Source organism: Pseudomonas brassicacearum subsp. neoaurantiaca (assembly GCF_013608025.1).
Lineage (GTDB): Bacteria > Pseudomonadota > Gammaproteobacteria > Pseudomonadales > Pseudomonadaceae > Aquipseudomonas.
The window spans coordinates 74,535-95,592 of sequence record NZ_VDLV01000016.1; the positions used below are offsets into that span (position 1 = coordinate 74,535).

The 21,058-nt window shown below is 56.9% G+C and carries 24 protein-coding genes; 3 read left to right on the forward strand and 21 right to left on the reverse strand.

Annotated features, from left to right (window positions below; translation table 11 throughout):
* Window positions 1–113: 113 nt before the first annotated feature.
* A complete protein-coding gene (locus FHK92_RS13110; RefSeq protein ID WP_181288438.1) occupies window positions 114–608 on the forward strand; it encodes a hypothetical protein in 495 nt (164 codons plus the stop codon).
* 58 nt (window positions 609–666) lie between these two features.
* Here FHK92_RS13110 and FHK92_RS13115 read toward each other — a convergent pair whose 3' ends face one another.
* Window positions 667–3,045 (reverse strand): glycoside hydrolase family 31 protein, encoded by a 2,379-nt coding sequence (locus tag FHK92_RS13115; protein ID WP_181288439.1) that lies wholly within the window; start codon window positions 3,043–3,045, stop codon window positions 667–669.
* A complete protein-coding gene (locus FHK92_RS13120) occupies window positions 3,042–4,358 on the reverse strand; it encodes an MFS transporter (RefSeq protein WP_181288440.1) in 1,317 nt (438 codons plus the stop codon). The genes FHK92_RS13115 and FHK92_RS13120 overlap by 4 nt, the downstream gene beginning before the upstream one ends.
* 211 nt (window positions 4,359–4,569) lie before the next feature.
* Between FHK92_RS13120 and FHK92_RS13125 the strand changes: the two genes are divergently transcribed.
* Window positions 4,570–5,637 (forward strand): LacI family DNA-binding transcriptional regulator, encoded by a 1,068-nt coding sequence (locus tag FHK92_RS13125; protein ID WP_181288441.1) that lies wholly within the window; start codon window positions 4,570–4,572, stop codon window positions 5,635–5,637.
* 118 nt (window positions 5,638–5,755) lie between these two features.
* On the opposite strand, the gene FHK92_RS13130 is transcribed toward FHK92_RS13125, so the two are convergent.
* Together FHK92_RS13130 and FHK92_RS13135 are read right to left on the reverse strand one after the other, a co-directional pair.
* The gene (locus FHK92_RS13130) at window positions 5,756–6,271 is read right to left on the reverse strand and encodes a single-stranded DNA-binding protein (RefSeq protein ID WP_181288442.1); all 516 of its coding nucleotides are present in this window, start codon (window positions 6,269–6,271) and stop codon (window positions 5,756–5,758) included.
* A 9-nt stretch (window positions 6,272–6,280) separates the two neighbouring features.
* Window positions 6,281–7,678: an MFS transporter gene (locus tag FHK92_RS13135; protein ID WP_181288443.1), complete on the reverse strand. Its 1,398-nt coding sequence runs from the start codon at window positions 7,676–7,678 to the stop codon at window positions 6,281–6,283.
* Between the two features lie 169 nt (window positions 7,679–7,847).
* Here FHK92_RS13135 and uvrA point away from each other — a divergent pair, with 169 nt between their 5' ends.
* Complete coding sequence (uvrA, locus tag FHK92_RS13140; RefSeq protein WP_181288444.1) at window positions 7,848–10,682, forward strand: excinuclease ABC subunit UvrA; 2,835 nt, start codon at window positions 7,848–7,850, stop codon at window positions 10,680–10,682.
* A gap of 102 nt (window positions 10,683–10,784) precedes the next feature.
* Here the strand turns inward: uvrA and bfr are convergent, their stop codons facing one another.
* From bfr to rplE, 17 genes are all read right to left on the reverse strand, one after another.
* On the reverse strand, window positions 10,785–11,249 hold the full coding sequence (gene bfr, locus FHK92_RS13145) for a bacterioferritin (RefSeq protein WP_025215751.1): 465 nt from the start codon (window positions 11,247–11,249) through the stop codon (window positions 10,785–10,787).
* 158 nt (window positions 11,250–11,407) lie between these two features.
* Window positions 11,408–12,856: a catalase gene (locus FHK92_RS13150; RefSeq protein WP_181288445.1), complete on the reverse strand. Its 1,449-nt coding sequence runs from the start codon at window positions 12,854–12,856 to the stop codon at window positions 11,408–11,410.
* Between the two features lie 227 nt (window positions 12,857–13,083).
* Window positions 13,084–13,470 (reverse strand): 50S ribosomal protein L17, encoded by a 387-nt coding sequence (rplQ, locus tag FHK92_RS13155; protein ID WP_003176402.1) that lies wholly within the window; start codon window positions 13,468–13,470, stop codon window positions 13,084–13,086.
* Between the two features lie 42 nt (window positions 13,471–13,512).
* The gene (locus FHK92_RS13160) at window positions 13,513–14,514 is read right to left on the reverse strand and encodes a DNA-directed RNA polymerase subunit alpha (protein WP_003176403.1); all 1,002 of its coding nucleotides are present in this window, start codon (window positions 14,512–14,514) and stop codon (window positions 13,513–13,515) included.
* Between the two features lie 22 nt (window positions 14,515–14,536).
* Entirely contained in the window at window positions 14,537–15,157 is a 621-nt protein-coding gene (gene rpsD / locus FHK92_RS13165; protein WP_003176404.1) for a 30S ribosomal protein S4, read from the reverse strand.
* A gap of 18 nt (window positions 15,158–15,175) precedes the next feature.
* Window positions 15,176–15,565 carry a 30S ribosomal protein S11 gene (rpsK, locus tag FHK92_RS13170; protein WP_002555466.1) on the reverse strand — a complete coding sequence of 130 codons (390 nt, stop codon included), beginning with the start codon at window positions 15,563–15,565 and terminating at the stop codon, window positions 15,176–15,178.
* Between the two features lie 30 nt (window positions 15,566–15,595).
* Window positions 15,596–15,952, reverse strand: a complete 357-nt coding sequence (gene rpsM / locus FHK92_RS13175; RefSeq protein ID WP_009045849.1) for a 30S ribosomal protein S13 — start codon at window positions 15,950–15,952, stop codon at window positions 15,596–15,598.
* Between the two features lie 130 nt (window positions 15,953–16,082).
* Window positions 16,083–16,199 carry a 50S ribosomal protein L36 gene (gene rpmJ / locus FHK92_RS13180; RefSeq protein WP_002555468.1) on the reverse strand — a complete coding sequence of 39 codons (117 nt, stop codon included), beginning with the start codon at window positions 16,197–16,199 and terminating at the stop codon, window positions 16,083–16,085.
* A gap of 30 nt (window positions 16,200–16,229) precedes the next feature.
* Window positions 16,230–17,558: a preprotein translocase subunit SecY gene (secY, locus tag FHK92_RS13185; protein ID WP_030140491.1), complete on the reverse strand. Its 1,329-nt coding sequence runs from the start codon at window positions 17,556–17,558 to the stop codon at window positions 16,230–16,232.
* Window positions 17,559–17,996, reverse strand: a complete 438-nt coding sequence (rplO, locus tag FHK92_RS13190) for a 50S ribosomal protein L15 (RefSeq protein ID WP_042729623.1) — start codon at window positions 17,994–17,996, stop codon at window positions 17,559–17,561.
* A 3-nt stretch (window positions 17,997–17,999) separates the two neighbouring features.
* Complete coding sequence (gene rpmD / locus FHK92_RS13195) at window positions 18,000–18,176, reverse strand: 50S ribosomal protein L30 (protein WP_003186033.1); 177 nt, start codon at window positions 18,174–18,176, stop codon at window positions 18,000–18,002.
* A gap of 2 nt (window positions 18,177–18,178) precedes the next feature.
* A complete protein-coding gene (rpsE, locus tag FHK92_RS13200; RefSeq protein WP_003186035.1) occupies window positions 18,179–18,679 on the reverse strand; it encodes a 30S ribosomal protein S5 in 501 nt (166 codons plus the stop codon).
* Between the two features lie 3 nt (window positions 18,680–18,682).
* The gene (rplR, locus tag FHK92_RS13205; protein WP_003186037.1) at window positions 18,683–19,033 is read right to left on the reverse strand and encodes a 50S ribosomal protein L18; all 351 of its coding nucleotides are present in this window, start codon (window positions 19,031–19,033) and stop codon (window positions 18,683–18,685) included.
* Window positions 19,034–19,043: 10 nt separating this feature from the next.
* Window positions 19,044–19,577, reverse strand: a complete 534-nt coding sequence (gene rplF, locus FHK92_RS13210) for a 50S ribosomal protein L6 (RefSeq protein WP_003186039.1) — start codon at window positions 19,575–19,577, stop codon at window positions 19,044–19,046.
* Window positions 19,578–19,589: 12 nt separating this feature from the next.
* Window positions 19,590–19,982: a 30S ribosomal protein S8 gene (gene rpsH / locus FHK92_RS13215; protein ID WP_017848802.1), complete on the reverse strand. Its 393-nt coding sequence runs from the start codon at window positions 19,980–19,982 to the stop codon at window positions 19,590–19,592.
* A gap of 210 nt (window positions 19,983–20,192) precedes the next feature.
* On the reverse strand, window positions 20,193–20,498 hold the full coding sequence (gene rpsN, locus FHK92_RS13220; RefSeq protein WP_003186042.1) for a 30S ribosomal protein S14: 306 nt from the start codon (window positions 20,496–20,498) through the stop codon (window positions 20,193–20,195).
* 13 nt (window positions 20,499–20,511) lie between these two features.
* Entirely contained in the window at window positions 20,512–21,051 is a 540-nt protein-coding gene (gene rplE / locus FHK92_RS13225; RefSeq protein ID WP_030140492.1) for a 50S ribosomal protein L5, read from the reverse strand.
* Window positions 21,052–21,058 lie beyond the last annotated feature (7 nt).

The following is a 21,058-nucleotide window of genomic DNA, read 5'->3' on the forward strand; positions in this document are numbered from 1 at the left end:
CGCCGCGCCTGGTCAGTTCTCCAGCCCCAAGTGACATGCCCGGATGGGCGCCAAAACATCCGCCAACCTGGGATTGCCCAAGCGATGTATCCAGGCCGGGATTCCTGGGGACAATGATCTACGCTACGGGCTTGTTGATGGCCCTGCCCGTCTACTGGCTGGCAGTGTTTACGATGGTGCTGTTCAAGGTCGAAGGCCTGTCGACCACTCACAAGATGATTATCATGGACCCGCTGGTCATGGCGCTCATGTTCATCAGCGCATTCGCCGCCATCTGCGTCATCAACTGGCTGGCATCCGAACCTGACGTCCTGGGTTTCTGCTTTGACGAACGCCAGCAACGCCTCACCTTCACCCAGCGCCGTCCTGCCCGGGAGGTCACCGAGGAATGCGTCCCCTACAGCGACATCCATTACATCAAGCCCTATACCTTGACCACTTTCGCCAACGTGAATCACTTTGATGTGGGCTACACCGGCGCCGATGGCAAGCCGATCTCACTTCGGTTTCGGGTGGATATCACGGTGAAGGAAATGGAGTCCCATGCCACGTGGTTGACGGAGTCGATTGGCGAGAGGATGCAAGAGCTGTTGGATCTGGATTTGTGAGCCCGTGGGTATGCCCTCCTGGACCGGGAGGGCAAGACTTCCCAAGGAATCAATGAAGTTATTGATGCTCCGGAATGTCGGCCAACTTCAAAGCGGTGCCGCTACGGCCATTGATTCTCAAGGCTCTCCCATCCGCAACCTTCAAGGACACCTCAAGCAGCTCCCACGCCGGACGAAAATCTCCCGTTCTAGCGATCATCAAATCGATGAAGTCCACGCCATATTCAACGGTCCATCGGATCACCAGGCAGTTTCCGTTTTTCCAGTCATGACTGATGCCGTCATCTTCAAACAACACGCCGCTGGAGGTGCCTGAAGGTGCAGAAAAAATCACCAGCTCGCGACGCCGATCAAGGGAGGGATCGTTAAGCTTGTGGCATTCACCGGTCGGTATCGCCGCGCCCCCTCGCACCAACAAGGGCAAACGTTCCAACGGCGCATCCAGGGAAACGTATTGGCCGCCTTCGTACCAGCCGCCGGTATGCCAGTCGCACCATCCCGTCGCATTCAGGGGCAGCCACACCTCGCGCTCGCGTGCGCCCTCCTCTACCACGCTGGCGACAAGAACATCTTGACCGAGAAGAAACTCGTCGTTCTCCTTGAACGTCTGAGGGTCATGCTCGTGGTCAAGAAACGTAGGTCGCAGAATGGGTTCATCTTCGTGACTGGCTTGCCACAGCAAGGTGTAGAAATAAGGCATCAACCTGTATCTGAGCCTGATCGCATCACGGACCGCATCGGTGACCGAAGGATGCATCCATGGCTCATTGACCGTGCCATCGTCGTTCCAGGAGTGAATGGTGAAGCGCGGATGCATCACGCCATTCTGGACCCAACGGGCAAACAGCTCAGGGTCCGGTTTATTACCGGAGAACCCACCAACATCGTGGCCCACGTTGTACAACCCCGACAGGCTCATGCCCAGGCCCATGCGGGTGTTGTAGCGAAGCGTCTTCCAGTTGGTCCGGTTATCACCGCTCCAGGTCTGGACATAGCGCTGCATGCCGGCACAACCCGAGCGTGAAATGAGGTAGGGCCGCTCTGATGGTGAAAATCGCTGTTGTGCCTCTAAAGAGGCTCTCATCATCAGCAATGCCATGACGGGCCGGATATGTTTGATCGCTATCTCGCGCCCGAAGCCGTGGCAGCGCGCCTCACCGTCCCACACCTCGAACTCGTTGTTATCGTTCCACGTGCATTCAATGCCCAACTTCAACAGCTGTGATGTGACATTTGATTGCCACCAACTGACCGTTTCCGGGTTGGTGAAGTCCAGATGAGAGCCCTCATCGTCCCAGAAGACCGACCGTTCCGGCACGTCGTGCTCAGAATCCCCAATAAACATCTTTTGCTTGGCGACCTCGGCATAGCGCGGGTGGTCCTGCAGCAGACATGGCTTTATGTTGGCGATCAGTCTGACGCCGGCATCACGGTAGGCCTGGGCAAGCGCCTTGGGGTCCGGGACCTTTTCACGGTTCCAATTGAACACATAGCGTTTTTCGCCAATGGAGGTGTAGCCGGATGACAATTGAAATGAGTCACAGGGAATATCGTGCTGACGGCACAGGTCGAGAAACTCCAGCAACTGCTCCTGGGCATTTTCGGCATCGGTGTAGCGCATGGTCGAGCCGCTGTAGCCCAGGCTCCATTTAGGCAAAAACAAGGTGCGTCCGGTCAGGCGCACGAAAGCCTTCGTTACATCCAGTACGCGCGGGCCTGCAAATACCCAGTAGTCAAGGTCACCGGCATCCGCTTTGTACCGACGATAGGGCCGGTGATAGTTATCCAGCTCGTTACCCAGATCAAACAGGCTGGTGTTCAGGTTGTCATAAAAGATCCCGAAGCTGGCGTGCGCCTGATGCGTGATGACAAAGGGAATATGCTTGTACAGCGGGTCGGTGCTCGCAGCGTCATAACCCATTGCATCCAGGTTACGCATTTCAAAACGTTTGCCGGCGCGATTCAAATCGCCGGTTTTTTCGCCGAGCCCGTAATAGCGATGTTCAGGCGCGCGCAGTTGGTAGTGCTCCAGGCCTTCACCATGAGCGTCGAGCGAATAGGCACCGGTGGGCCGATCCGAGACCAACGGCCTCCAGTCCTGGCCATCATGGTATTCCCACTGCAACCACAGCGGTTGATGCACCGTGATGCGTAGTTTTTTGGTCGTGAGTACCAATCGGTCCTGAAATTCTTCGACCCGGTAGGTGGGCAAAGAGAAATCCGCCAACGACTCGCGGGCCCGACCCTCCCAGGCAACGTCCTCCCGCGGCGCAATGCTCCAGGTCCGATCCAGTGCCAACGCGCCAGCACGCATGAGCAGGACACGCGCCAAACCATCTTCGAGGATATGGATTCTGAAGAGATGCCGGCCTTCGACCAGAAGCTCGATGTAGCCTTTTTCCTGGGCCTGTAATTTCCAGACTTTGAGTGACTTCATTGTGCACGCACCGCTTTAGGTTTGGACGCTCTGTCGGCGATAAACAAAATCATGAAAAACGCACCTATAAAATCAAAGAGCCCCATCGCAATGAACAACGGGTTGAACCCTATCTTGTCCACGCTGACACCGATGATCAGCGAGAAAATGAAGCTGGCAATCCAGGCACATGAGCCTCGCATTCCGTTCACAGTCGCCAACTCATCCCGGTCAAACGTTTCGACGACCAGTGCACTCAACATGCAAGAAATAACCTGGTGGCCAAAACCGCCAAGTGAAATAAGCGCAATCGCAACGTAGGGGTCTTTCACTTGAGTCATCACGGCTAATGAAAACATCAGGAATGCGCCGGTGATTGAACTGGCGACTATCGAGTTCACCCGGGTGCATTTGAAAAAACGATGGTAAGCGCGTGACAGATACCCGCTGGCAACACTGCCCAGATCCGCCGCCAGAAACGGAACCCAGGCAAACAGTACGATTTGCTTGAGGTCCATTCCTCTTTCGTTGGCCAGATACAGCGGCACCCAAAAACTCATGACGGCCCATGCCGGTTCCGCCATGAAGGCGGGAAGCGCGATGCCGTAAAATCGCTTGTCTCGACCAATCTTTTTCAACGCTTTGAAAAACGGCATTTGCTGGCCGATTTTTTCGCCGTCTTGTTGGATGTGCTGCAACTCATCGGGTGATAAGCGTGGATGGATACTGGGGGCGTAATAGAGCCATCCCCAGACAGCGGCCCATATCAGGCCGATCCCCCCGGAAATCAGAAATGCGCCCTGCCAGCCCAGGGACACATGAGCCACATAGATGATCGGAGGGGCGAGCATCGCCCCCAGAGAAAAGCCAACCCCCGCCCAGCCCGCCGCAACAGGTCGTTCCTTTTTTGGAAACCAGTCCCCTATCGCCTTGGCATTGGCAGGTGTCGCCGCTGCCTCCGAAGCGCCCATGAAAAAACGCAGGATTGCCAGATGGACCCAACTCGCTGCCCCGGCATGAAGCAGGCACATCACTGACCATACGACGGCGCATATCACGAAACCGAGCTTGAGCCCGATCGCATCGATCAGCCAGCCGCAGATGGGCTGGAAAACGGTGTAGGCAAGTTGAAACGAGGCGACCACCCACGAGTACTGTTCAGTCGACATGCTGAACGTGGTCTTTAGTTCCGGCGCCAAGATGCCCAAGGAATTGCGGGTTATATAGTTGACGGTGACGCCGAGCAAAAACAGGGACAGCATCCACCAACGCAGATGCGGGATGAATTTTAGCTTGGCCGAAAGTCGAGCATTGCGTTCGATATCGATAGTCATCAATTCTTCGCCTGTCGCCGGATTCTCCGGCGTGTTGTTTTTATTTGAGGCTTGAACGCTATGGCACTGCTCATGGCTCGTACAGAAGCAAGCATGTATGGATTTACATTCCTCTCCAGCGCAGCTCGGCAGAAACCCAAGGACGCTAGGATTGGTGGCCCTTTTCTGCTATGAAAGCCTTTACATAAATTGTCTCAATGGATAAGCCGCGATGGGGAAATTACGCATTGCTGAAATCGCGGCACAGACGGGCCTGTCCACCGCGACGGTGTCGCGGGTGCTTGCAGGCAAATCGAATACCCGCCCGGCCACGAGAGAAAAAGTGTTGGCGGCGGCTCGTCAGCAGGGCGTGATGGAAGACCTCGCCAAGGGTCGTTTCCTGCTCAACGGGCTGACCATCTTCGCGCCCTCGCGGGCCTTCAACGTACGCGCCGATATCTTCTACTACAAAGTTATCCAGGGCATCACGCAGGCGGTCGCGCAACATGATGTTCGAGTCCGCTACTGCGAGCTTGAAGAGGTCGACAGCGACGCCTTGCTGTTCTTGGAAAAGATGAACCAGAAGGACACCGGTGCGGCGATCCTGATTGGTATTGATGATCCGCACATACACCAACTGGCGGCCGACCTCAGCAAGCCGACGGTACTGATCAACTGCATTGATCGCAGCATGCGCCTACCTTCGATATCGCCCGATCACTTTTTAATCGGTCATTATTCGATCAATTATCTGTTTCAAATGGGCCACCGAAATGTCCTGACGCTCCAGTGCCTCAGGCGGTACACGATGGATCTGCGGATACGTGGAATTCGTGATGCGTGGAAGGAGCAAAACCTCGAGTTCGTCGAAGCAAAACACCTGATGGTTGCCGAAGGTTTCGGCAGTGCTGAATCTGAAGCGCGGGTCACGGCCTTCCTGGAAAACTGCGCACCTGATGACCGTCCGACTGCGATCCTGGCCGGGGGTGACTTCATGGCAGCCGGAGCCGTTAAAGCGCTACAGAAGGCTGGTTTGAGGGTTCCCCAGGATGTTTCAGTGATGAGCATGGACGGCTTCAACCTGGCCGACATCAACGATATACCGCTTACCGCCCTTCACGTGCCCCGCGACGAACTGGGCGCAGAAGCGATCAGGGTCTTGAGGCAGCAGCTTTTCGAACCTCGATCGCCTTGTGGCAATCTTCTTCTCGGTGGCCAACTCATCACCGGCAGCTCAGTACGGCGCATCAAGCACAGCGCCAGGCAGACGCCGGTCTATCAGAAGATTATTTATGACTGATTGATTCGCGGTTTTGCACAGAGCGAAAAAACCCTCCTGGCTTTGCAGCGAAGAGGGTTTTTTATCGAACTTGAAGTGTCAGTGAGTGAGGAGCCTCATCGACTGATACCACTGAATCCTAGAACGGAATATCGTCATCAAAGCTGTCGAAATCCGGAGCCGGCTGCGGCGCGGCTTGCTGCGGAGCCGGGCGCTCGCGTTGTGCCTGTGGCGCCGACTGCGGACGAGGGGCTTGCGGGCGTGGAGCCGACTGCTGGTAGTTGTTGCCACCCTGCTGCTGGTCGCCTTGCGGACGGCCACCGAGCAACTGCATGGTGCCTTGCATGTCGACGATGATTTCAGTGGTGTAGCGCTTGATGCCGTCTTTTTCCCACTCGCGGGTCTGCAGCTTGCCTTCGATGTAGACCTGCGAACCCTTGCGCAGGTATTCGCCGGCAATCTCAGCCACTTTGCCGAACATCGACACGCGGTGCCATTCGGTCTTCTCGACCTTCTGGCCGGTTTGCTTGTCGGTCCATTGTTCGCTGGTCGCCAGGCTCAGGTTGGTCACGGCGTTGCCGTTAGGCAGGTAGCGAACTTCTGGATCCTGGCCGCAAGTACCGACCAATATGACTTTGTTAACCCCACGGGCCATAACGTTCTCCTAGGCTTCGCACGCTGCCGGGGCCGGGTTGTTCACCAGGCGCTCGAGCGTCGCACGATCCAATAATTCGGTGTCCAGTTTGATATACACGGCCGCCTCGTCGGCGACCACCACTGCATCGGTTACTCCCACGACGGCCCTGAGGCGCTCGGCCAGGCCTGCTTCGCGGATGGCTTCGGGCGACAACGGCAAGCGCAGGCTCGTCACATACGGAGGTTCGCGCATGGTAACAGCAAAGGCCAACCAAAGTGCAGCCAGCGCGGCACATCCCAGGAACACAACCGACAAACCGCCATGCTGGAACAACCAGCCGCCGAGGATGCCGCCCAGTGCCGAACCGAGGAACTGGCTGGTGGAATAAACCCCCATCGCCGTGCCCTTGCCGCCCGCCGGAGAAACCTTGCTGATCAACGACGGCAGCGACGCCTCCAGCAGATTGAACGCAGTGAAGAACACTACCGTGCCGATCACCAAGGCCCGCAGGCTGTCGCCGAACTGCCAGAAGAATAGCTCAGTGAGCATGAGCGTCACGACGGCACCGAGTAAAACTCGTTTCATTTTGCGTCGCTTCTCGCCATAGATGATGAACGGGATCATGGCGAAGAACGAGATCAGCAATGCCGTCAGGTAGACCCACCAGTGCTGCTCTTTAGGCAGGCCGGCCTTTTCAACCAGCGCCAGCGGCAGGGCCACGAAGCTGGACATCAGCATGGCATGGAGCACGAAGATGCCCAGGTCCAGGCGCAGCAGGTCAGGATGCTTGAGCGTCGGCACCAGCGCTTGGCGGGCCACCCCGGATTCGCGATGCTGCAACGGCCCGGTAGAACGCGGCACGATGAACGCGACGATCAGCACACCCACCAACGCCATGGCCCCGGTCGCGAGGAACAGGCCCGACAAACCGAAAGCCCGCGTCAACAACGGTCCTACAACCATCGCGACAGCGAACGACAGACCAATCGTCATGCCGATCATCGCCATGGCTTTTGTCCGATGCTGTTCGCGGGTCAGGTCTGACAGCAATGCCATGACGGCGGCCGAAATAGCACCCGCACCTTGTAGGATCCGTCCGGCGATCACACCCCAGATCGAGTCTGCGTTGGCCGCCAGCACACTGCCGAGGGCGAACACGATCAGCCCCAGGTAAATGACGGGGCGTCGACCGATACGGTCGGAAATGATCCCGAAAGGGATCTGGAAAATGGCCTGGGTCAGGCCGTAGGCGCCGATCGCCAACCCGATGAGGGCCGGGGTCGCGCCCGCCAGGTCCATGCCATAGGTCGCCAGTACCGGCAACACCATGAACATGCCCAGCATGCGAAAGGCGAACACCAGGGCCAGGCCGCTTGCCGCGCGGGTCTCGCCGCTACTCATGCGTTCGCTGTGGGGATCGTGCATGGAAAAACCTCGTGTGAACCGGCGGGGATTCTACCAGTCCCATCGATTGAGGGGGTATATGGCGACCGTTTGCCGCGCAGTCTTCATGTATGGCACTTGATAGTGTGTATCCATCCAGTATTTACCCGTATACTCCTACGTTTTCGACGCCCGCCGAGCGAGGCCACTTTTGGACAAGATCCTGATTCGTGGGGCCCGTACCCACAACCTGAAGAACATCGACCTGACCCTGCCACGGGACAAGCTGATCGTCATCACCGGCCTGTCCGGATCCGGTAAATCATCGCTGGCTTTCGACACCTTGTACGCCGAAGGCCAGCGACGCTATGTCGAATCGCTGTCGGCCTACGCGCGGCAGTTCCTGTCGATGATGGAAAAACCCGACGTCGATACCATCGAAGGCCTGTCGCCGGCGATCTCCATCGAACAGAAGTCCACTTCCCACAACCCACGGTCGACAGTCGGCACGATCACCGAGATCTACGACTACCTTCGCCTGCTCTATGCACGGGTCGGTGTTCCCCGCTGCCCCGACCATGACATCCCGCTGGAAGCCCAGACCGTCAGCCAGATGGTCGACCTCGTGCTGGCCCAGCCCGAAGGCAGCAAGCTGATGCTCCTGGCGCCGGTCATCCGCGAGCGCAAGGGCGAGCACCTGATGGTCTTCGAAGAGCTGCGCGCCCAAGGGTTCGTTCGTGCGCGGGTCAACGGCAAACTGTGCGAGCTCGACGAACTGCCGAAGCTGGATAAACAGAAAAAGCACTCGATCGATGTGGTGGTGGATCGTTTCAAGGTCCGCGCTGACTTGCAGCAACGCCTGGCCGAATCCTTCGAGACAGCGCTGAAGCTGGCCGACGGCATCGCCCTGGTGGCGCCGATGGACGACGAGCCTGGCGAGGAGATGATCTTTTCCGCACGCTTCGCCTGCCCGATCTGCGGCCACGCGATCAGCGAGCTGGAGCCCAAGCTGTTCTCCTTCAACAACCCGGCCGGCGCCTGCCCGACCTGCGACGGCCTGGGGGTCAAGCAGTTCTTCGACACCAAACGCCTGGTCAATGGCGAACTGACCCTGGCCGAAGGCGCGATTCGTGGCTGGGACAGGCGCAACGTCTATTACTTCCAGATGCTTGGCTCGCTGGCCGCCCACTACAAGTTCAGCCTGGACAAGCCGTTCAGTGAGCTGCCCGCCGACCAGCAGAAATTCATCCTGCACGGCAGCGGCTCGCAGAATGTCGACTTTAAATACCTGAACGATCGTGGCGATATCGTCAAGCGCTCGCACCCGTTCGAAGGCATCGTGCCCAACCTGGAGCGGCGTTACCGCGAGACTGAGTCGGCCAGCGTGCGCGAAGAACTGGCCAAGTTCCTCAGCACCCAACCCTGCCCCGATTGCCGTGGCACGCGCTTGCGTCGTGAAGCTCGGCACGTCTGGGTCGGCGAGAAGACGCTGCCGGCGGTGACCAGCCTGCCAATCGGCGACGCCACCGATTATTTCGGCGGCTTGAAGCTCACCGGTCGCCGCGGCGAAATCGCCGACAAGATCCTCAAGGAAATCCGTGAACGCCTGCAGTTCCTGGTGAACGTCGGCTTGGATTACCTGACCCTCGATCGCAGCGCGGATACCTTGTCCGGCGGCGAAGCCCAGCGGATCCGTCTTGCCAGCCAGATCGGCGCCGGCCTGGTGGGCGTGATGTACATCCTCGACGAACCGTCCATCGGCCTGCACCAGCGGGATAACGACCGCCTGCTCGGGACCCTGAAACATCTGCGAGACATCGGCAACACGGTGATCGTGGTGGAGCACGACGAAGACGCCATTCGCCTGGCCGACTACGTGGTGGACATCGGCCCGGGCGCGGGCGTCCACGGTGGGCACATCGTCGCCCAGGGCACGGCCGCCGAGGTCATGGCGCACCCCGACTCACTGACAGGCAAATACCTGTCGGGCCGGGTAAAGATCAAGGTTCCGGCCAAGCGCACGCCACGCAACAAGAAATTGTCGCTGACCCTCAAAGGCGCTCGCGGCAATAACCTGCGCAACGTCGATTTGGAGATCCCGATTGGCCTGCTCACCTGCGTCACCGGTGTTTCGGGTTCCGGCAAGTCGACGCTGATCAACAACACCCTGTTTCCCCTCAGCGCCACCGCCCTGAATGGCGCGACGACCCTGGAAGCCGCCGCTCACGACAGCATCAAGGGCCTGGAGCACCTGGACAAGGTCGTCGACATCGACCAAAGCCCGATTGGTCGGACGCCGCGCTCCAACCCAGCGACCTACACCGGGTTGTTCACCCCGATCCGCGAATTGTTTGCCGGCGTACCGGAATCCCGCTCACGGGGTTACGGCCCGGGGCGCTTCTCGTTCAACGTCAAGGGTGGACGCTGCGAAGCCTGCCAGGGCGATGGCCTGATCAAGGTGGAAATGCACTTCCTGCCCGACATCTACGTGCCGTGCGATGTATGCAAGAGCAAGCGTTACAACCGCGAGACCTTGGAGATCAAGTACAAGGGCAAGAACATCCACGAAACCCTGGAGATGACCATTGAAGAGGCCCGGGTGTTCTTCGACGCGGTGCCGGCTTTGGCGCGCAAGCTCCAGACGTTGATGGATGTGGGGCTGTCATACATCAAGCTCGGACAGTCGGCGACGACCTTGTCCGGTGGCGAGGCGCAGCGGGTCAAGCTGTCGCGCGAACTGTCCAAGCGCGACACCGGCAAGACGCTGTATATCCTCGATGAGCCGACCACCGGTTTGCACTTCGCCGATATCCAGCAGTTGCTCGACGTACTGCACCGTCTTCGCGACCACGGCAATACCGTCGTGGTGATCGAGCACAACCTGGACGTGATCAAGACTGCTGACTGGCTGGTGGATCTTGGCCCGGAAGGCGGTTCCAAGGGCGGCCAGATCATTGCCGTCGGCACGCCGGAACAGGTGGCCGAGATGAAGCAGTCCCACACCGGTTACTACCTCAAGCCATTGCTGGAACGTGATCGGGACTGATTCCTTCCCTGGCATGAAAAAGCCCCTGTCATCTCATCGATGCCAGGGGCTTTTGTTTGTTTCCCTATGAGAGCGGGCTTGCTTGCTCTCACAATCACTGAATCAGAACTGCGATTGCAGGTAGTTTTCCAACCCGATCAGCTTGATCAGGCCCAACTGCTTCTCCAGCCAGTAGGTATGATCTTCTTCGGTATCGTTGAGCTGGATACGCAGGATCTCCCGCGTCACGTAGTCGTTGTGCTGCTCGCACAACTCGATGCCTTTGCACAATGCAGCGCGGACTTTGTATTCCAGGCGAAGGTCGGCGGCGAGCATGTCGGGTACGGTGGTACCGATATCCAAATCGTCCGGACGCATGCGAGGCGTGCCTTCAAGCATCAGGATCCGACGCATCAACGCATCAGCGTGCTGCGCCTCTTCTTCCATTTCATGATTGATACGTTCGTAGAGCTCGGTAAAACCCCAATCCTCGTACATCCGCGAATGGATGAAATATTGATCACGGGCTGCCAGCTCGCCGGTCAGCAACGTGTTGAGGTAATCGATTACGTCTGGGTGACCTTGCATCGCCCTACATCTCCACAAGCTTTGAAAGGCACTAGTTTGAACCAAGCGGACTGCGAGGTCACTCGTCAAGCGCAACAAAAGTGAAGAAAATCTAAGAAAACAAGCCGAAATAACGCAAAAACCGCCCTAATGAGGGCGGTTCTGCTTCTCGTTTAGACTTAGTTAAGCTGTACGCCCAACGCCTTTGCAATACCTTCACCGTAAGCGGCATCTGCTTTGAAGAAATGTTGCAGTTGACGGTCAACCACATCCGCCGAAACGCCGCCCATCGCGCCAGCGATGTTGCTGATCAGCAGAGCTTTCTGTTCATCGCTCATCAAGCGGAACAGCGCACCGGCGTGGCTGTAGTAGTCAGTGTCTTCGCGATGATCATAACGATCCGCCGCACCGCTAAGGGCCAATGCCGGCTCCGCATAATGCGGCACCTGCTTCGGCGATTCGACATAGCTATTAGGCTCGTAGTTGGGAGCCGCGCCACCATTGCTGCCGAACGCCATCGCGCCGTCGCGCTGATAGGTATTGACCGGGCTACGCGAGGCATTCACCGGCAACTGCTGGTGATTGGTACCCACGCGGTAGCGGTGTGCATCGGCGTAGGCAAAAACGCGCCCCTGCAGCATGCGATCAGGCGAAAGCCCCACGCCCGGCACCATGTTGCTAGGCCCGAATGCCGCTTGCTCCACCTCGGCAAAGTAGTTCAGCGGATTGCGATTGAGTTCGAGCTCACCTACTTCGATCAGCGGGAATTCCTTCTGCGACCAAGTCTTGGTCACATCGAACGGGTTTTCGTAATGAGCCGCAGCCTGAGCCTCGGTCATGATCTGGATGCAGACGCTCCATTTCGGGAAGTCACCGCGCTCAATCGCATTGAACAGGTCACGCTGGGCATAATCCGGGTCGGTACCGGCCAGGCGAGCGGCTTCGGCCGGTGCCAGGTTCTTGATCCCTTGCTTAGTCTTGTAGTGCCATTTAACCCAGTGACGCTCACCTTGGGCATTGATCAGGCTGTAGGTATGACTGCCGAAGCCATGCATGTGGCGGTAGCCGTCAGGAATGCCGCGATCAGAGAACAGAATGGTGATCTGGTGCAGCGCCTCTGGAGAGTGCGACCAGAAATCCCACATCATCTGCGCGCTTTTGAGATTGCTTTGCGGCAAGCGTTTTTGCGTGTGGATGAAGTCCGGAAATTTCAGCGGATCACGAATGAAGAATACGGGTGTGTTGTTGCCAACGATGTCCCAGTTGCCTTCTTCGGTGTAGAACTTCAGGGCGAAACCGCGTGGGTCACGCTCGGTGTCGGCAGAGCCGCGCTCGCCACCCACGGTGGAGAAGCGAAGGAAAGTTGGCGTCTGCTTGCCCACCGAATCGAACAGCTTCGCGCTGGTGTATTGGGTGATGTCACGGGTTACGGTGAAGGTGCCGTATGCACCCGACCCTTTGGCATGCACGCGGCGCTCAGGAATGTTTTCGCGGTTGAAATGAGCAAGCTTCTCGATCAGGTGGAAATCATCGAGCAGCAGCGGGCCACGTGGGCCGGCGGAGCGAGAGTTCTGGTTATCGGCGACAGGAGCGCCACTGGCGGTCGTAAGCGTTTTGATCTGGCTCATGCTCAATTCTTCCTAGGTCGGTCTTTGGACTGCCGGCTAATCGGCTGGAGAGGAGTATTGATCATGTTAGTGACAGTATCCAAATTCATTAAATCATGGACATCGATAGTCATTATCTAATGTTGAAGACTTGCCGATAGCCAGGCCAGGCGAAACGGCCTCCAAGCTTTTCGTACAGGCACAAAAAACCGGGCACTAGGCCCGGTTCTTCGTTGCAGACTGTCGTCTTACTCGGCGCTTACAGCTTCGCCGGCAGTAGCACGATCAACCAACTCGACGTACGCCATAGGCGCGTTGTCGCCAGCGCGGAAACCGCACTTGAGGATGCGCAGGTAGCCACCCTCACGGGTAGCGTAACGCTTGCCCAGGTCGTTGAAGAGCTTACCAACGATAGCTTTCGAACGAGTACGGTCGAAAGCCAGGCGGCGGTTAGCCAGGCTGTCTGTCTTGGCCAGAGTGATCAGCGGCTCGGCAACGCGGCGCAGTTCTTTGGCTTTCGGCAGTGTAGTTTTGATCAGCTCGTGCTCGAACAGCGACACCGCCATGTTTTGAAACATGGCCTTGCGGTGCGAGCTGGTGCGGCTCAGGTGACGACCACTTTTACGATGACGCATGGTTCATTCCTTACCAAACACAACGTTCGGTGATTACGACGATCAGGCAGTCGCCTTGTCGTCCTTCTTAAGACTTGCAGGCGGCCAGTTGTCGAGGCGCATGCCGAGGGACAGACCGCGGGAGGCCAGAACGTCCTTGATTTCAGTCAAGGATTTCTTGCCAAGGTTCGGAGTCTTCAACAGCTCTACTTCGGTACGCTGAATCAGGTCGCCGATGTAGTAGATGTTTTCCGCCTTAAGGCAGTTAGCCGAACGTACAGTCAGTTCCAGATCGTCAACCGGGCGAAGCAGGATCGGATCGATCTCGTCTTCCTGCTCGATAACCACTGGCTCACTGTCACCTTTGAGGTCGACGAACGCAGCCAACTGCTGTTGCAGGATGGTTGCTGCACGACGGATAGCCTCTTCAGGATCCAGGGTACCGTTGGTTTCCAGATCAATAACCAGCTTGTCCAGGTTGGTACGCTGCTCGACACGGGCGTTTTCCACCACGTATGCGATACGGCGAACCGGGCTGAACGAAGAGTCAAGCTGCAAGCGACCGATGCTGCGGCTTTCGTCTTCATCGCTCTGACGCGAGTCTGCCGGTTCATAACCACGACCACGAGCTACGGTGAGCTTCATGTTCAGGGCGCCGTTAGACGCCAGGTTAGCGATTACGTGATCGGGGTTAACGATCTCGACATCATGATCCAGCTGAATATCGGCAGCGGTAACCACCCCCGAACCCTTCTTCGACAAGGTCAGCGTAACTTCGTCACGACCGTGCAGCTTGATAGCCAGACCTTTAAGGTTCAACAGGATTTCAATTACGTCTTCCTGTACACCTTCGATGGCGCTGTACTCGTGGAGCACACCGTCAATCTCGGCCTCGACTACTGCACAGCCGGGCATTGAGGACAACAGGATGCGGCGCAGCGCGTTGCCCAGGGTGTGGCCGAAACCACGCTCGAGAGGCTCGAGTGTGATCTTGGCGCGGGTTGGACTGACAACCTGCACATCAATATGGCGGGGTGTCAGGAACTCATTTACCGAAATCTGCATGGATGCACCTATTTTCTAGCCCTTACTTGGAGTAGAGCTCGACAATCAGGCTTTCGTTGATGTCGGCGGACAGATCACTGCGAGCAGGAACGTTCTTGAAAACGCCCGACTTCTTCTCAGTGTCTACTTCTACCCATTCTACGCGGCCACGTTGGGCACACAGATCGAGAGCTTGGACAATGCGAAGTTGGTTCTTTGCTTTCTCGCGAACAGCAACCACGTCACCAGCACGAACCTGGTAGGACGGAACGTTTACGGTCTGACCGTTAACGCTGATCGACTTGTGCGATACCAGCTGACGGGATTCGGCACGAGTAGAACCGAAACCCATACGGTATACAACGTTGTCCAGGCGGCATTCGAGCAGTTGCAACAGGTTTTCGCCGGTTGCGCCTTTCTTGCCAGCAGCTTCTTTGTAGTAGCCGCTGAATTGACGCTCGAGAACGCCGTAGATACGACGGACCTTCTGCTTTTCACGCAGTTGGGTGCCGTAGTCGGACTGGCGACCGCGGCGTTGGCCGTGGATACCAGGTGCTGCTTCAATGTTGCACTTCGATTCGATCGCGCGCACGCCGCTCTTCAGGAAGAGATCGGTGCCTTCGCGACGAGCGAGTTTGCATTTTGGACCAATGTAACGAGCCATTCTTTACAATCTCCTGGATTACACGCGGCGCTTCTTCGGCGGACGGCACCCGTTGTGCGGGATTGGCGTCACGTCGGTGATGCTGGCGATCTTGTAGCCACAGCCGTTCAAAGCGCGGACTGCGGATTCACGACCTGGACCTGGACCTTTGACGTTGACGTCGAGGTTTTTCAGGCCGTATTCCAGCGCAGCTTGACCAGCACGCTCAGCAGCTACTTGAGCAGCGAACGGGGTGGACTTGCGGGAACCGCGGAAACCCGAACCACCGGAGGTAGCCCAGGAAAGAGCGTTACCTTGACGGTCGGTAATGGTCACGATGGTGTTGTTAAAAGATGCATGGATGTGGGCGATGCCATCAACCACTGTCTTTTTAACTTTTTTACGAGGACGAGCAGCAGGTTTTGCCATGATTAAATTCCTGTCGATTCGCTGGGGCGATTACTTGCGGATCGGCTTACGCGGACCTTTACGGGTACGCGCGTTGGTCTTGGTACGCTGACCGCGTACTGGCAGACCACGACGATGACGCAGACCGCGATAGCAACCGAGGTCCATCAAGCGCTTGATTTTCATGTTGATTTCGCGACGCAGGTCACCTTCAGTGGTGAACTTCGCCACTTCGCCACGCAGCTGTTCAATTTGCTCGTCGCTCAGATCCTTGATCTTTGCCGCTGGGTTGACCCCAGTCTCTGCACAAATTTTCTGTGCAGTAGTGCGACCAACACCATAGATGTAGGTCAGCGAGATAACAGTATGCTTGTTATCTGGAATGTTAACGCCTGCAATACGGGCCATTCAGTGGGACTCCAATTGACAGCTACCTACGCCCCGGAAGCCAAGAAATAGGGCGCGAGATAATATCGCTGTAATAACAAATAATCAACCCGGCAGCGCACTAGCTGCCGGGCTTAAAGCACAATCACACTCAGCCTTGGCGCTGTTTGTGACGCGGTTCCGCGCTGCAAATTACCCGAACAACACCTTCGCGGCGAATAATCTTGCAGTTACGGCACAGCTTTTTCACCGATGCACGAACTTTCATCACCAACTCCTCGAACCTTATGGACGCTACTCAGCGCAACATGCCGCTGCCGTAGCCCTTCAGGTTGGCTTTCTTCATCAGGGATTCGTACTGGTGCGAAACGAGGTGCGATTGTACTTGGGACATGAAGTCCATCACAACCACGACCACGATCAGCAACGAGGTCCCGCCAAGGTAGAACGGAACGTTTGCCGCAACCACCAGGAACTGGGGAAGCAAACAGACGGCCGTCATGTAAAGAGCACCGAACATGGTCAAGCGGGTCAGAACGCCATCAATGTAGCGCGCAGACTGCTCACCAGGACGAATGCCCGGAATAAAGGCACCGGACTTCTTCAGGTTTTCCGCTACGTCTTTCGGATTGAACATCAACGCCGTATAGAAGAAGCAGAAGAAAATAATCCCTGCACTAAACAGCAGAATATTCAACGGCTGACCAGGAGCGATCGACTGCGAGATGTCCTGCAACCAGCCCATACCTTCAGACTGGCCGAACCAGGCACCCAACGAAGCCGGGAACAGCAGGATGCTGCTCGCGAAAATGGCCGGGATAACGCCGGCCATGTTCACCTTCAACGGTAAGTGGCTGGTCTGCGCAGCAAATACCTTGCGGCCCTGCTGACGCTTGGCGTAGTGAACAGCAATACGACGCTGGCCACGCTCAATGAACACCACGAAACCGATAATCGCTACTGCCAGCAAACCGATGGCAACCAGGGCAAAAATGTTGATATCACCCTGACGCGCAGACTCGAAAGACTGCCCGATTGCTCTCGGAAGACCGGCGACGATACCTGCGAAGATCAACATCGAGATACCGTTGCCAACACCACGCTCAGTAATCTGCTCACCCAGCCACATCATGAACATTGCGCCCGCCACAAAAGTGGTTACCGCAACGAAATGGAAGCTAAAGTCACCAGTGAACGATACGCCCTGCCCCGCCAGGCCAATGGACATGCCAATGGCTTGAACGAGAGCGAGGACGACAGTGCCGTAGCGGGTGTACTGGCTGATCTTGCGACGGCCAGCTTCACCTTCCTTCTTCAACTGCTCCAGCTGCGGGCTGACGGCGGTCATCAACTGCATGATGATCGATGCCGAGATGTACGGCATGATCCCCAGTGCAAAGATGCTCATCCGTTCCAGCGCGCCGCCGGAAAACATGTTGAACAAGCTAAGAATGGTCCCCTCATTCTGTCGAAACAGGTCCGCGAGTCGGTCCGGGTTGATACCTGGAACCGGGATGTGTGCGCCTATTCGGTAGACGATAATCGCCAGGAACAGAAAACGCAGACGAGCCCAGAGTTCAGACATACCGCCTTTGCCGAGCGCAGAGAGAGCACCTTGCTTAGCCATTTATTCCTCGAACTTGCCGCCAGCTGCTTCGATAGCCGCACGCGCACCTTTGGTGGCGCCGATTCCCTTTCCGATGGTGACAGCACGAGCAACTTCGCCCGACAGCATGATTTTCACACGCTGAACGTTCTGGTTGATCACGTTGGCATCCTTCAGGGACTGCACGGTGACGACGTCGCCGTCCACTTTGGCCAGCTCGGACAGACGCACTTCTGCGCGGTCCATGGCTTTCAGGGAAACGAAACCGAACTTCGGCAGGCGACGATGCAGCGGCTGTTGACCGCCTTCAAAGCCTGGAGCAATGGTGCCACCGGAGCGGGAGGTCTGACCTTTGTGGCCACGGCCACCGGTCTTGCCCAAACCACTACCGATACCACGGCCCGGACGATGCTTTTCGCGACGGGAACCCGGCGCTGGACTCAGATCATTGAGTTTCATCGATTAACCCTCGACACGCAGCATGTAGTAAGCCTTGTTGATCATCCCGCGATTCTCGGGAGTATCCAGGACTTCTACAGTGTGACCGATGCGACGCAGACCCAGACCCTTAACGCACAGTTTGTGGTTAGGGATGCGGCCGGTCATGCTTTTGATCAGCGTAACTTTTACGGTAGCCATGATCAGAAGATCTCCTTGACGCTTTTGCCACGCTTGGCGGCAATGGATTCAGGAGACTGCATTGCTTTCAAACCCTTGAAAGTGGCGTGAACCACGTTTACCGGGTTAGTCGAGCCGTAGCACTTGGCCAGAACGTTCTGAACGCCAGCAACTTCGAGGACAGCACGCATAGCGCCGCCAGCGATGATACCGGTACCTTCAGAAGCAGGCTGCATGTACACCTTCGAAGCGCCATGGGCGGACTTCATTGCGTACTGCAGGGTGGTGCCGTTCAGATCAACCTGGATCATGTTGCGGCGAGCAGCTTCCATTGCCTTCTGGATCGCAGCAGGCACTTCACGCGACTTGCCACGGCCGAAGCCAACACGGCCCTTACCATCACCAACCACGGTCAACGCGGTGAAAGTGAAGATACGGCCGCCTTTTACGGTTTTGGCTACGCGGTTAACTTGAACCAGCTTCTCGATGTAGCCTTCGTCGCGCTTTTGGTCGTTATTTGACATAACTTAGAACTCCAGCCCAGCTTCACGAGCAGCATCAGCCAGCGCCTTGACGCGGCCGTGGTACTTGAAGCCAGAGCGGTCGAAAGCCACCTGCGAGACGCCAGCGGCTTTAGCACGCGTAGCGACCAGCTGGCCAACCTTAGTGGCCGCGTCGATGTTGCCAGTGGCACCATCACGCAGTTCTTTATCCAAAGTCGAGGCACTTGCCAGGACTTTGTTGCCGTCGGCCGAAATGACCTGGGCGTAGATGTGCTGCGACGAGCGGAACACGCAGAGACGCACGACTTCGAGTTCGTGCATTTTCAGGCGTGCTTTGCGAGCGCGACGCAGTCGAGTAACTTTTTTGTCGGTCATTTGCTATGCCCTACTTCTTCTTGGCTTCTTTACGACGGACGACTTCGTCCGCGTAGCGCACACCTTTGCCTTTGTACGGCTCTGGTGGACGGAAGTCGCGGATCTCGGCGGCCACTTGACCTACCAGCTGCTTGTCGATGCCCTTGATCAGGATATCGGTCTGGCTAGGAGTCTCAGCGGTGATGCCTTCCGGCAGTTCATAATCCACTGGGTGCGAGAAGCCAAGAGCCAGGTTCAGCACTGTGCCTTTTGCTTGCGCTTTGTAACCAACACCGACCAGCTGGAGCTTGCGCTCGAAGCCTTGGCTTACGCCTTGGACCATGTTGTTTACCAACGCACGAGTGGTACCAGCCATTGCGCGAGTCTGTTGATCGCCATTGCGAGCAGCGAAACGCAGCTCACCAGCTTCTTCAACGATCTCAACGGACGAATGGATGTTCAGTTGCAGAGTGCCCTTGGCACCCTTCACCGAAAGCTGTTGGCCTGCGAATTTGACTTCGACACCGGCTGGCAGCTTAACGGGGTTCTTAGCGACGCGTGACATGCTTATCCCCCCTTAGAACACAGTGCAAAGAACTTCGCCGCCGACACCGGCAGCGCGCGCAGCACGATCCGTCATCACACCTTTGTTGGTGGAGACGATAGACACGCCCAGGCCGCCACGAACTTTCGGCAGATCCTCAACGGACTTGTACTGACGCAGGCCAGGACGGCTAACGCGCTTCACTTCCTCGATGACCGGACGGCCTTCGAAGTACTTCAGCTCGATGGACAGCAGAGGCTTGATTTCGCTGCTGATCTGATAACCCGCAATGTAACCTTCGTCCTTCAGGACTTTGGCAACAGCTACCTTCAAAGTAGAAGATGGCATGCTTACGACGGACTTTTCAGCCATCTGGGCATTACGGATACGAGTTAGCATGTCCGCTAACGGGTCCTGCATACTCATGGGCTAGACGCTCCTAATACACAAAAAATTAGCCTTTCGGCTAGTACGTGTCGCCGAGCGCATCCGCGCAATAAAAACACGGGCTCAGGCGAGCCGGGTATTCTAGACACACCCCAGAAATGAATCAAGCCCCAAAAGGGGCTTGATTCAAGTTCAAGGCCACCGATGGTCAGGATCTTGCGACCCCGAACATCGTGACTTTGACGGTGCTTACCAGCTGGCTTTAACCAGACCTGGAACGTCACCACGCATAGCAGCTTGACGCAACATGTTACGGCCGAGGCCGAACTTGCGGTACACGCCGTGCGGACGACCAGTCAGGCGGCAGCGGTTACGCATGCGCGAAGCGCTCGCGTCACGTGGCTGCTTCTGCAGTGCTACGGTAGCTTCCCAACGCGCTTCTGGACTTGCGTTCAGATCAACGATGATAGCTTTCAGCGCTGCACGCTTGGTGGCGTACTTGGCAACGGTGAGCTGACGCTTCAGCTCACGGTTCTTCATGCTCTTCTTGGCCATTGTCCTACTCCAATCAGTTGCGGAACGGGAATTTGAAAGCACGCAGCAATGCGCGACCTTCTTCATCCGTCCGAGCAGTGGTGGTCAGGGTAATGTCCAGACCGCGGAGAGCATCGATCTTGTCGTAATCGATTTCCGGGAAAATGATCTGCTCTTTTACGCCCATGCTGTAGTTGCCACGACCATCGAAGGACTTGGCATTCAGGCCGCGGAAGTCGCGAACCCGAGGCAGGGAGATCGACAGCAGACGATCCAGGAACTCGTACATACGCTCACGGCGCAGGGTCACTTTGACGCCGATCGGCCAACCTTCACGGACTTTAAAGCCAGCGATGGATTTCCGAGCGTAGGTCACGACGACTTTCTGGCCGGTGATCTTTTCCAGGTCGGCAACAGCGTGCTCGATGACTTTTTTGTCGCCGATCGCTTCGCCCAGACCCATGTTCAGGGTGATTTTGGTAACGCGCGGAACTTCCATCACGTTCGAAAGCTTAAGTTCTTCCTTAAGTTTCGGTGCGATTTCCTTCCGGTAAATCTCTTTTAGTCGTGCCATGGTCTTC

Excerpts from the sequence above, each read along its gene's own strand:
- FHK92_RS13110 (WP_181288438.1), top strand. The coding sequence starts at position 114 with ATGATCTACGCTACGGGCTTGTTGATGGCCCTGCCCGTCTACTGGCTG.
- FHK92_RS13115 (WP_181288439.1), bottom strand. The coding sequence starts at position 3,045 with ATGAAGTCACTCAAAGTCTGGAAATTACAGGCCCAGGAAAAAGGCTAC.
- FHK92_RS13120 (WP_181288440.1), bottom strand. The coding sequence starts at position 4,358 with ATGACTATCGATATCGAACGCAATGCTCGACTTTCGGCCAAGCTAAAA.
- FHK92_RS13125 (WP_181288441.1), top strand. The coding sequence starts at position 4,570 with ATGGGGAAATTACGCATTGCTGAAATCGCGGCACAGACGGGCCTGTCC.
- FHK92_RS13130 (WP_181288442.1), bottom strand. The coding sequence starts at position 6,271 with ATGGCCCGTGGGGTTAACAAAGTCATATTGGTCGGTACTTGCGGCCAG.
- FHK92_RS13135 (WP_181288443.1), bottom strand. The coding sequence starts at position 7,678 with ATGCACGATCCCCACAGCGAACGCATGAGTAGCGGCGAGACCCGCGCG.
- bfr (WP_025215751.1), bottom strand. The coding sequence starts at position 11,249 with ATGCAAGGTCACCCAGACGTAATCGATTACCTCAACACGTTGCTGACC.
- FHK92_RS13150 (WP_181288445.1), bottom strand. The coding sequence starts at position 12,856 with ATGAGCCAGATCAAAACGCTTACGACCGCCAGTGGCGCTCCTGTCGCC.
- rplQ (WP_003176402.1), bottom strand. The coding sequence starts at position 13,470 with ATGCGTCATCGTAAAAGTGGTCGTCACCTGAGCCGCACCAGCTCGCAC.
- FHK92_RS13160 (WP_003176403.1), bottom strand. The coding sequence starts at position 14,514 with ATGCAGATTTCGGTAAATGAGTTCCTGACACCCCGCCATATTGATGTG.
- rpsD (WP_003176404.1), bottom strand. The coding sequence starts at position 15,157 with ATGGCTCGTTACATTGGTCCAAAATGCAAACTCGCTCGTCGCGAAGGC.
- rpsK (WP_002555466.1), bottom strand. The coding sequence starts at position 15,565 with ATGGCAAAACCTGCTGCTCGTCCTCGTAAAAAAGTTAAAAAGACAGTG.
- rpsM (WP_009045849.1), bottom strand. The coding sequence starts at position 15,952 with ATGGCCCGTATTGCAGGCGTTAACATTCCAGATAACAAGCATACTGTT.
- rpmJ (WP_002555468.1), bottom strand. The coding sequence starts at position 16,199 with ATGAAAGTTCGTGCATCGGTGAAAAAGCTGTGCCGTAACTGCAAGATT.
- secY (WP_030140491.1), bottom strand. The coding sequence starts at position 17,558 with ATGGCTAAGCAAGGTGCTCTCTCTGCGCTCGGCAAAGGCGGTATGTCT.
- rplO (WP_042729623.1), bottom strand. The coding sequence starts at position 17,996 with ATGAAACTCAATGATCTGAGTCCAGCGCCGGGTTCCCGTCGCGAAAAG.
- rpmD (WP_003186033.1), bottom strand. The coding sequence starts at position 18,176 with ATGGCTACCGTAAAAGTTACGCTGATCAAAAGCATGACCGGCCGCATC.
- rpsE (WP_003186035.1), bottom strand. The coding sequence starts at position 18,679 with ATGTCAAATAACGACCAAAAGCGCGACGAAGGCTACATCGAGAAGCTG.
- rplR (WP_003186037.1), bottom strand. The coding sequence starts at position 19,033 with ATGACCGACAAAAAAGTTACTCGACTGCGTCGCGCTCGCAAAGCACGC.
- rplF (WP_003186039.1), bottom strand. The coding sequence starts at position 19,577 with ATGTCACGCGTCGCTAAGAACCCCGTTAAGCTGCCAGCCGGTGTCGAA.
- rpsH (WP_017848802.1), bottom strand. The coding sequence starts at position 19,982 with ATGAGTATGCAGGACCCGTTAGCGGACATGCTAACTCGTATCCGTAAT.
- rpsN (WP_003186042.1), bottom strand. The coding sequence starts at position 20,498 with ATGGCCAAGAAGAGCATGAAGAACCGTGAGCTGAAGCGTCAGCTCACC.
- rplE (WP_030140492.1), bottom strand. The coding sequence starts at position 21,051 with ATGGCACGACTAAAAGAGATTTACCGGAAGGAAATCGCACCGAAACTT.